The sequence below is a fragment of the Halomonas sp. BN3-1 genome, assembly GCF_003056325.1.
In the GTDB taxonomy this organism is placed as follows: Bacteria; Pseudomonadota; Gammaproteobacteria; order Pseudomonadales; family Halomonadaceae; genus Halomonas; species Halomonas litopenaei.
Genome location: NZ_PYVV01000028.1, coordinates 1 through 9,690 on the forward strand (window position 1 = coordinate 1; position 9,690 = coordinate 9,690).

A 9,690-nucleotide genomic window follows, 5' to 3' on the forward strand; every position below is an offset into this window, starting at 1 on the left:
GCTGCGTTTGCCCAGGTCGATACCGATGATGGCGGGAGCGGTCATGAGCGTGGTCCTCTGAAAAGAAGAAGCCCAGCAAGCATAGCCTGCTGGGCTTCGAGGTCAGGCTGACCATCTCATTAAAGCCTCGCCGAGGGCGAGGCAGAAGGGAGATGTCGGTTCGTGCGGGTCTTGCGTGGTGTCAGCCGCGCTGGTGGGCGAGCCAGGCGCGGATACCGTAGGTCCAGGGGGGCAGCTGGTCGGAGCGTTCGACGCGATTGACCAGAGCGCCCAGGCTAGGCGTCGAGATGGTGACCACATCACCCAGGTGATGGGTAAAGCCCTGGCCGGGCCCGTCGCGGTCCTGAATCGGCGAGAACATGGTGCCGAGGAACAGCATGAAGCCATCGGGGTACTGGTGATGCGCGCCGATGGTCTGGCCCACCAGGTCCAGCGGGTCGCGACTGATCTCGCGCATGTCGCTCTGGTCCTCGAGCAGGAAGTCGTCGTCGTTGCCTTCGATGCGCAGGCTGACCATGGCCGAGCGCACGTCGTCGATCGAGAAGTGGTCATCGAACAGGCGAATGAAGGGCCCGATGGCACAGGAGGCGTTGTTATCCTTGGCCTTGCCCAGCAGCAGGGCACTGCGTCCTTCGACATCGCGCAGGTTGACGTCATTGCCCAGCGTCGCGCCGCGGGCGTTGCCTTGTGCATCCACCGCCAGCACGATTTCGGGCTCGGGGTTGTTCCAGCGCGATGACGGGTGCAGCCCCACCGCCGCGCCCTGGCCCACCGCGGACAGCGGCTGCGACTTGGTGAAGACCTCGGCGTCGGGGCCGATGCCGACCTCCATGTACTGGGACCAGGCGCCACGGGACTGAAGCTCGGCCTTGAGCGCCATGGCCTCGTCGGAGCCGGGACGGATCTTCGACAGGTCACCGCCGATCACGCGCTTGAGTTCCTCGCGCAGCTCGCCGGCGCGGGCGGCGTCGCCACCGGCCTGCTCCTCGATGACGCGTTCCAGCAGGCTGACCGCGAAGGTCACTCCACAGGCCTTGATCGCCTGGACGTCGCAGGGCGCGAGCAGGTGCGGGGCGCGCTGGGGTGTCTGGCAGGAATTTTCCAGCAGGCTGTCCAGGCTACCCAGGGACTCGCCCTCGGCGTTGGCGATCAGCTCGGCGGCGTCGTCGCGTTCGAGCAGGTCGGCCATGACATTGATGGTGGCCGACAGGTCGATAAGCTGGCCATCGCGAACGGTTACCAGGACGGGGCCTTGCTGGTCGTCGCGCCACACTCGGCCGACCAGCAGGGCACGGTCGGCGTCGTCGGGCAGGATGTCGCGGGCGGTAAGGCGGGGACTCATGTTAGGACCTCTATCTGTTGAAAAGGGGAAGTCGATGGCTCAGCGCTGCATTCTCGGCAGGATACGCCCGGGGCTCATCAGGCCGCGGGGGTCCAGCAGGCGCTTCAGGCCACGCATGATGTCGTGCTCCGGCGCCGACAGGCTTTCGAGGAAGTAGGGCTGCTTGACGCGACCGATGCCGTGCTCGGCGCTGATGCTGCCGTCGAACTCGGCGACAATGGCAAACAGCTGCTCTTCCAGCTCATGCAGTAGACTGCGCTTGTCGTCGTCGTCCAGATGCGCCGGCGGCAGGATATTGAAGTGCAGGTTGCCATCGCCGACGTGGCCGTAGGCGATGACCTGAGAGTCTGGCGAGGCCTCGGCGATCGCCGCCTCCGCCTGGTCATGGAAGGCGGTAAGCTGCGAGATCGGCAGCGAGACGTCGGTACGCAGGTGCTCGCCGCGGCGCTGCTGGCCTTCCAGCATGGCCTCGCGCAGCTGCCATAGCTGGGCCGCCTGGGTATCGCTTGTGGCCAGCACACCATCCTCCAGCAGGCCGTCCTCGAGTCCTCGCTCGAATAGCGTTTCGATCATGCTGTCGAGATCGGCAGGACCGCTGGCGGCGACTTCCATCAGCACGTACACCGAGTGGGGCGCATCCAGCGGGTCCGGCAGTGAGGGATCGGCCTCCAGGGCAAGTTCCATGCAGGCCCGCGGAATCAGCTCGAAGGCGGTCAGCAGGTCGCAGCAGCTGCGTCTTGCCTGGGCGTAGAGTTTCAGCACCGAGGCCACGTCGGGGCAGCCGATCAACGCAGTGCGTGTCACCTGGGGACGGGGGTAGAGCTTGAGTACCGCGCCGGTGACGATGCCCAGGGTACCCTCGGCACCGATGAACAGCTGCTTCAGGTCGTAGCCGGTGTTGTTCTTGTGCAGAGCCTTCATGTCGTCGAGCAGGCGGCCGTCCGGCAGCGCCACCTCGATACCCAGTACCAGCTGGCGCATCATGCCGTAGCGCAGCACGTTCAGGCCGCCGGCGTTGGTGGCGATATTGCCGCCAATCTGGCAGCTGCCCTGGGCGCCGAGGGCCAGCGGAAAGGTGCAATCCTCGGCCTCGGCGGCGTCCTTGATGGTCTGCAGCACGCAGCCGGCGTCGACGCTCACGGTGAAGTTGATCGGATCGATGGAGCGAATTTTATTAAGCCGCTCCAGGCTGATGACCAGCTCCGGTGTCTGGCTGTCCGGCAGGGCACCTTCGACCAGGCCGCTGCCGCCGCCCTGAGGGACCACCGGAATATCGTGGCGATGGCAGTAGCCGAGTACCTGCGCCACCTGCTCAGAGGTCGCCGGGCGAGCCACCGCCAGCGGCAGACCGCCGCGGGCGCCGGCCCAGTCGACCCGATAGCGCTCGAGGTCGTCTGTCAGCACGCCGGTGCTGCCCAGGGTCTCTCGCAGAAAGGTCAGCAGGTCGTCGTTGGCGCTCATCGGGGGCTTCTCCGCTCGGCGGGCGGCCAGGGGCCGCCCAGGTTGTTCAAGTTCGGGGTTATCGGAACCACAGCACCACTCCCGGGAACAGCAGGAACACGACCAGCAGTGCCACCAGGGTGAAGTAGAAGGGCAGCAGGCTCTTGACCAGGCTTTCCATGCCGACCTTGCCGACGCCACAGCCGACATAGAGCACGGTGCCCACCGGCGGGGTGATCAGGCCGATACCTAGGATGAAGGACATCAGCACCCCGAAGTACACCGGGTCGATGCCAAGCTTCACTACCACCGGCGTCATCAGCGGTGCCAGGATCACCATGGCAGGGGTCAGGTCCATGAAGAAGCCCACCACCAGCAGGAAGGCCGACAGGATCAGCAGCAGCAGAAGCTTGTTCTCGGTGATGGCCGACAGGCTCACCACCAGTTGCTGGGGAATCATGTTGGCGGTCAGAAGCCAGGCCAGCACGCTGGCGAAGGCCAGCAGCAGCATGACCACACCTGTCAGTCGACCGGTGCTCACGCACAGCTCGAAGAAGCGCTTGAGCGATAGGCTGCGATAGACAAAGAAGGACACCGCAAAGGCATAGACCAGCGCGATGGCGGCGCTCTCGGTGGGGGTGAAGACCCCGGTGAGGATGCCTCCGACGATGATCACCGGCAGCAGCAGCGCCAGGATGGCGTCCTTGAGGGCGCTGGTCAGTTCCGGGAAGGAGAAGGCCTGGCCCTTGCCGTTCTTGCGTGACTGCACGTAGGTGGTGGCCGCCAGTCCCAGAGTGATCAGGATGCCGGGCACGATGCCAGCCAGGAACAGCTGGGAGATCGAGGTGTTGGTGACCACGCCGAACAGGATCATCGGGATCGACGGCGGGATGATGATGCCGACCACCGAGGCCGCGACCACGATGGCGGTGGCCATGGGCGCGCTGTAGCGATGCTGCTTCATCGGCTCGATCATCATGCTGCCGACCGCCGAGGCGTCGGCCACGGCGGAGCCGCTGATGCCGCCGAAGAACATCGAGGTCATCACCGCCACCTGACCCAGGCCACCGGCGACGAAGCCGACCATGGCGCTGGCCAGTCGGACCAGGCGGGTGGCGATGCCGCCCTCGCTCATCACCTCGCCGACCAGGATGAACAGCGGAATGGCCAGCAGCGGAAAGGAGTCCAGGCCATTCACCGCCTGGGCGACGATGGGCGACAGCGAATAGTCGGAATAGAAGAAGATGAACAGGCTGATGGCGCCGAGGCCAAACGAGATCGGCATGCCAATGACGATGCAGATGGCAAGCCCGATAAGGATGCTCCACAGGATCATGGTTCGGACCTCCTGAGCAGGGCCACCAGGGCCAGGGTGTTGGCGATCAGGGTCAGCCCTGCCATCACCGGCATGGCGCTATAGAGCCAGGTCTTGGGGATGCCGAGCATGGGGGTCGCGCTGGTATAGCCGGAGATCAGCTCCTTGAAGCCGAGCAGGATGCAGATGCAGACGAGGTAGATCACCGCCACGGCGGTCAGTCCCAGCACGCGGCGCAGCCCGGCCGGGGCCAGGTCCTTGAAGTAGGTCACCGCCACGTGTTCCTTCTCGAGGCTGCCGAGTCCGGCGCCAAGCAGTACCAGCCAGATGAACAGCACCCGGGACAGCTCCTCGGCCCAGGCGTAGGAGGTATTGAGCACGAAGCGACCGAAGACGTTGGCGGTCACGCAGAACACCACGCCGAGCACCAGCAATCCGACGGCGATGCGCAGCGTGGTAATCAACCACCCCAGGAGTCCCGGGGTGGAAGTGGAGGATAGGGTGGTCATGGGTCACCTCCGTGGTGACGACGACCCCGCCGCCGACAGCGGCGGGGTCGGGCTAGGGCTTACTGGGAAACAGCGCGGATATCGTCGATCAGCTCTCCGCCGATCTTCTCGCGCCACTCGTCATAGACCGGCGACAGGGTCTCTTGGAAGGTGGCCACCTGTTCCGGGGTCAGCTCGGTGATGTTCATGCCCTCGTCCATCAGCTCCTGCTTGATCTGGTCGTTGAGGGTGCGGCTGACTTCACGCTGGTAGTCGCCCATCTGCTTGGCGGCGTCGGACAGCAGATCCTGATAGCCCTCGGGCAGACGGCTCCAGAAGCGCTCGGAGACCAGGGTGATAAAGGGCGTGTAGACGTGGTTGGACTCGGTGGCGTAGTCCTGCACTTCGTTGAACTTGGACGACTGAATGGTGATCCAGGGGTTCTCCTGGCCGTCGACCACGCCCTGCTCGAGGGCGGTGAACAGCTCGGCGAAGGACATCGGCGTCGGGTTGGCGCCCAGGGTCTTCCAGATATCCAGGTGGATCGGGTTCTGCATGGTCCTGACCTTGAGGCCATCCAGATCCTCGGGCGAGGCCACCGCGTTCTGGCTGTTGGTCAGCTGGCGATAGCCGTTCTCGGCCCAGCCGAGGGCCTTGAGTCCATTGGTGCTGGCGGTTTCCAGCATGCGATCACCGATCTCGCCGTCGAGCACCTCGTCGGCCACTTCCGGGGTGGGGAACAGGAACGGCAGGTCGAAGACCGCGAACTCCGGGAACATGTTGACCAGCGGCGACGTGGACGGCGAGGTCATCTCCAGGGTGCCGGACTGGAGCGCGCTGACCGCCTGGAGGTCATCGCCAAGCTGTGCGCTGTGGAACAGCTCGACCTGGATATGACCGTCGCTGCGTGCCTCGACGATGTCCTCGAAGTACTCGAGGCCACGGTACTGGGCGCCGGACTGGGTGGTGCCGATGCTGAACTTGAGGGTGTAGTCGTTGCCGTCACCTTCGACCACGGGTCCGTCGACCTCGGGGATCGGCGGCATCTCGCTGGCGGCCTGGGCGGTGGCAACACCACCCAGCGTCAGGCTGCCGATGGTCAGGGCGGCGATGGCCGCGCCCAGGCGGCGACGGGTGAAGGGGGCGACGGACGTTGTGATTGTTGTCATGCTTCTCTCCAATTTGCGTGGCGTGCTGGCCATTGCGTAGCGCTCTGGCCCTTGCTTGGCGTGCTGGCCAGCGGCCCCGGGAAGCGTTTCATCCCGGGGCCGCGTGGCCGGTGGAGCGGCTCAGGCGTCTTGCCAGGCCGCGCCTTCGGGGTAGCGATGCATCTCGAGGGACTCGGGCTTCATGGTGATGCTGTAGCCCGGCGCCTCGGGCACCAGGTAGCGACCCTGACGGATACGCACCGGGTCGACAAAGTGCTCATGCAGGTGGTCGACGTACTCCAGCAGGCGACCTTCCAGCGAACCGGAGACGGCGATGTAGTCGAACAGGGAGATGTGCTGGGTGTATTCGCACAGGCCCACGCCACCGCCGTGGGGGCAGATCGGCACGCCGTACTTGGCCGCCAGCAGCACCACGATGATGACCTCGTTGAGCCCGCCCAGACGCGCCGCGTCGAGCTGACAGAAGTCGATGGCGCCTGCCTGCAGCAGCTGCTTGAACATCACCCGGTTGTGGCAGTGCTCACCGGTGGCGACGCCGATGCCACCCTCCAGGCCGCCCCTGAGGCGACGACGGATCTCGGCGTGACCGAGGATGTCGTCGGGGCTGGTGGGCTCCTCGATCCAGTGAGGATTGAACTCGGCCAGACGGCGCATGTTGACGATGGTCTCGTCCACATCCCACATCTGGTTGGCGTCCATCATCAGGGTGCGTTGTTCGCCGATCTCTTCACGCAGGATCGCGGCGCGCCGGCGGTCCTCCTCGATGTCGCCACCGACCTTCTGCTTGAAGTGCTGCCAGCCCTCGGCCAGGGCTTCGCGGCACAGTCGACGCATCTTTTCCTCGGAATAGCCAAGCCAGCCCGCGGAGGTGGTATAGCCGGGGTAGCCCTCGGCCTTCATCTCGGCCTCGCGCTCGCCCTTGGTGCCGGCCTTGCGACGCAGCAGGGCGATGGCCTCCTCGGGGGTGATGGCGTCGGTAACGAAGCGGAAGTCCAGGCAGCGCACCAGCTGTTCCGGGCTCATGTCGGTAAGCAGCTTCCAGATCGGCTTGCCTTCACGCTTGGCCCACAGGTCCCAGATAGCATTGACCAGGGCGGCGCTGGCCAGGTGCATCACGCCCTTTTCCGGACCCAGCCAGCGCAGCTGGCTATCGCCACTGGTCAGCTCGCGCCAGAAGGTGCCCATGTCGGCGGTGATGTCCTCGAGCTTGCGGCCCACCAGGGTGGGTGCCAGGGCGTTGACCGCAGCGACGCAGAGATCATTGCCGCGGCCGATGGTGAAACTCAGACCGTGGCCCTCGTCTTCCTGATCGGTGTGCAGGATGACGTAGGTGGCCGAGTAGTCCGGTGCCTCGTTCATGGCATCGGAGCCATCGAGCTGGCGTGAGGTGGGGAAGCGGATATCGCGGGCGTCGACCCGAGTGATGGTGGTCATGCTGGCGGCCTTGTGGTGAATATTGTTGGTTGTCCGACGAGTGGCCAGGGAAAGCATCATGGGCGTCGATCAGCGGTTGGCTGCTTGCGGAAAGCGCCTGCCTCTCTGGTTGCTCTCCCGTTACTCTCTTGCTGCTGTCTCGTCGTTCTATTGTCAGTGAGGGCAGTCTAAACAGAGCGCTAAAAGAACGGCCAATCCAAGTTTTTGGCCATTTGATAACCTCAGGTTATCATGTGTTTTTCAATCATCGGGATGATGCGCTACATGCCCCATGACAGCGGTATTCACGCCAAGACGTGGCTACGGATCAGGCATATGGTATTGCTGGTCGCCTTGGACGAAAGTCGCAACATGCACGCGGCCGCAAGGCAGCTGAACATCAGCCAGCCGGCGGCCAGCAAGATGCTCAAGGACATCGAGGGATTTCTCGGAATACCGCTGTTTCTGCGTGAGCCCGGGCGGATGGAACCGACCGACGCCGGTGTGACGGTATTGCGCTATGCACGGCGTCTGCTCAACGACACCGATCGGCTGGTCGAAGAACTGGCTTCACTGCGCGAAGGTGGGCACGGTCGGCTGGCGCTTGGCTCGGTACCCGGTGCCGCCCCGGTGATGTTGCCAAGGGCCATGGCGGAGCTGAAGTCGCACCGGCCGCGGCTCGCCATCTCGTTGATCGAGAACTCCAGCGATCGACTGCTGGTGGATCTCGAATACAAGCTGCTCGACGCCGTCATCGGCCGCTACACCGAGCCGTCCCAGCGTCATCTGTTCGACTTTCTGCCGCTCAAGGAGGAGCCGGTGTCGGTGGTGGCGCGACCCGACCATCCGCTGTGTCAGGGGACGCCTGAGTTGGCCGAGGTGGTGCGCTGGCCCTGGGTGCTGCACCCCATGGCGAGCCCCATGCGCGGGTTGTTCGAGGCGGCCCTGGCCGAGGCAGGCGTCGCCTCACCGCGCAACGTCATCGAGACCACCTCCACCCAGGCCTCGCTTCAGCTGGTGGCGAGTACTGATACCCTGTCGCTGTTGCCAAGCTCGGTGGTCAAGACCACCTTCTCTCAAGGCCGTTTCGCGGTACTGCCGCTGACCATCGGTGAGCCGCTGGGCTACTACGGCGTGCTCACGCGCAAGGGCGAGCCCTGGCCTGAACTGCTGACCGAGTTTGTCGCCAGCCTGGTCGGAGAAGAGGATGCGCCCTGAGCAATATCGTGGGCAGGAATGATCGTGGGCGTGAAAGGATGTTTCGGGGATGTCTTGGCCAATACGAGGGGCGTTTCATGCCGGCAATAATGGCCAAGATATTCGCCGAATAAGCGTGAAACGTCACCGATTATGGATCGGATGTGATTGCAAAGGCAGGAGGAGGCGGTGGCGGGAGGATGTCTGGATAGGTAGTTGGATAGGTGTCTTGATAAGCGACGTGATGTGGGGGTAAGTGTGCCAATAGCCGTCGTGGAATCATGAGCCAAGGCCATCGTTCCCTGCAGGTCTTTATCAGGCGATTCGGACCGCAGGACGACGACAGAAAGACGGGGCCATAAAGACCAGGGCAGAAAGACCGGGGCAGAAAGACCGGGGCAGAAAGACCGGGGCAGAAAGACCGGGGCAGAAAGACAAGAACAAGAAGACGAGACAGGAGGCGCCGATGATTGGCGCCTCCGTCCGTTCGCTTCAACCATGGCTTCAGCTAAGTGTTCAGCCATGTCTTCAGCGATGTCTTCACCCATGTTTTCAGCGATGTATTCAACTACGTCGGTTCAAGACCCTTGGTTGAAGACGTGTGCCAGGCGGTTTACGCCTCGCGCTTGCCATCCACCAGGCGGCTGACGTTCAGCGGGTTGCCATCCTTGAGCGCCTGCGGCAGCAGGGCGTCCGGCAGGTTCTGATAGCACACCGGGCGCAGGAAGCGGTGGATGGCGGCGCTGCCGACCGAGGTGGTGCGCGAGTCAGAGGTGGCCGGATAGGGGCCACCGTGGACCATGGCGTGGCACACCTCGACCCCGGTGGGCCAGCCATTGGCCATCACCCGACCGGCACGCCGCTCGAGGATCGGCAGCAGGCCACGGGCCGAGTCGATGTCGCCGTCGTCCATCTGCAGGGTCGCGGTCAGCTGGCCCTCGAGGCCCTCGGCCAGTGCCTTGACCTCGTCCAGGTCAGCACACTCGACCACCAGCGAGGTCGAACCGAACACCTCGGCCTGCAGCGCCTCATCATTGAGGAAGTCGCTGGCCTTGGCCACGAACAGGCCGGCCTGGCACTGGTTGGGGCCGTCGCCCTGGGGGCCGCGCGCCACTTCACGGGCCTTGTCGCTGCCACCCAGGGTGTTGACGCCCTGGGTGTAGGCGTCGTGGATGCCCGGCGTCAGCATGGTCTGTGCGCCGGCACCCTTGACCGCTTCGGCGGCGGCCTCGACGAAGCCGTCGAGCGCCTCGCCCTTGACCGCGATCACCAGCCCCGGGTTGGTGCAGAACTGACCGGCCCCCATGGTCAGCGAGCCGACGAAGG

General features: G+C 64.6%; 7 protein-coding genes and 1 pseudogene. 1 reads left to right on the forward strand and 7 read right to left on the reverse strand.

The window, feature by feature from the left end; all coding sequences use genetic code 11:
* Positions 1-181: 181 nt before the first annotated feature.
* The 6 genes from C9F12_RS22050 to C9F12_RS22075 all read right to left on the reverse strand — a co-directional run bounded on the left by C9F12_RS22050 (position 182) and on the right by C9F12_RS22075 (position 7,188).
* Entirely contained in the window at positions 182-1,342 is a 1,161-nt protein-coding gene (locus C9F12_RS22050; RefSeq protein ID WP_108133187.1) for a fumarylacetoacetate hydrolase family protein, read from the reverse strand.
* A 39-nt stretch (positions 1,343-1,381) separates the two neighbouring features.
* Positions 1,382-2,803, reverse strand: a complete 1,422-nt coding sequence (locus C9F12_RS22055) for an FAD-binding oxidoreductase (RefSeq protein ID WP_108450227.1) — start codon at positions 2,801-2,803, stop codon at positions 1,382-1,384.
* 58 nt (positions 2,804-2,861) lie between these two features.
* Positions 2,862-4,118, reverse strand: coding sequence for a TRAP transporter large permease (locus C9F12_RS22060; protein ID WP_108450228.1), 1,257 nt, complete (start codon positions 4,116-4,118; stop codon positions 2,862-2,864).
* Entirely contained in the window at positions 4,115-4,606 is a 492-nt protein-coding gene (locus C9F12_RS22065) for a TRAP transporter small permease (protein WP_045995049.1), read from the reverse strand. The genes C9F12_RS22060 and C9F12_RS22065 overlap by 4 nt, the downstream gene beginning before the upstream one ends.
* Positions 4,607-4,665: 59 nt before the next feature.
* Complete coding sequence (locus tag C9F12_RS22070; protein WP_108450229.1) at positions 4,666-5,754, reverse strand: TRAP transporter substrate-binding protein; 1,089 nt, start codon at positions 5,752-5,754, stop codon at positions 4,666-4,668.
* 120 nt (positions 5,755-5,874) lie between these two features.
* Positions 5,875-7,188: an L-fuconate dehydratase gene (locus tag C9F12_RS22075; protein WP_108450230.1), complete on the reverse strand. Its 1,314-nt coding sequence runs from the start codon at positions 7,186-7,188 to the stop codon at positions 5,875-5,877.
* A gap of 231 nt (positions 7,189-7,419) precedes the next feature.
* Between C9F12_RS22075 and C9F12_RS22080 the strand changes: the two genes are divergently transcribed.
* Positions 7,420-8,385, forward strand: a complete 966-nt coding sequence (locus C9F12_RS22080; RefSeq protein ID WP_083970676.1) for a LysR family transcriptional regulator — start codon at positions 7,420-7,422, stop codon at positions 8,383-8,385.
* A 592-nt stretch (positions 8,386-8,977) separates the two neighbouring features.
* Here the strand turns inward: C9F12_RS22080 and C9F12_RS22085 are convergent.
* Positions 8,978-9,690, reverse strand: a pseudogene (locus C9F12_RS22085) (aldehyde dehydrogenase family protein); the annotation flags it as partial.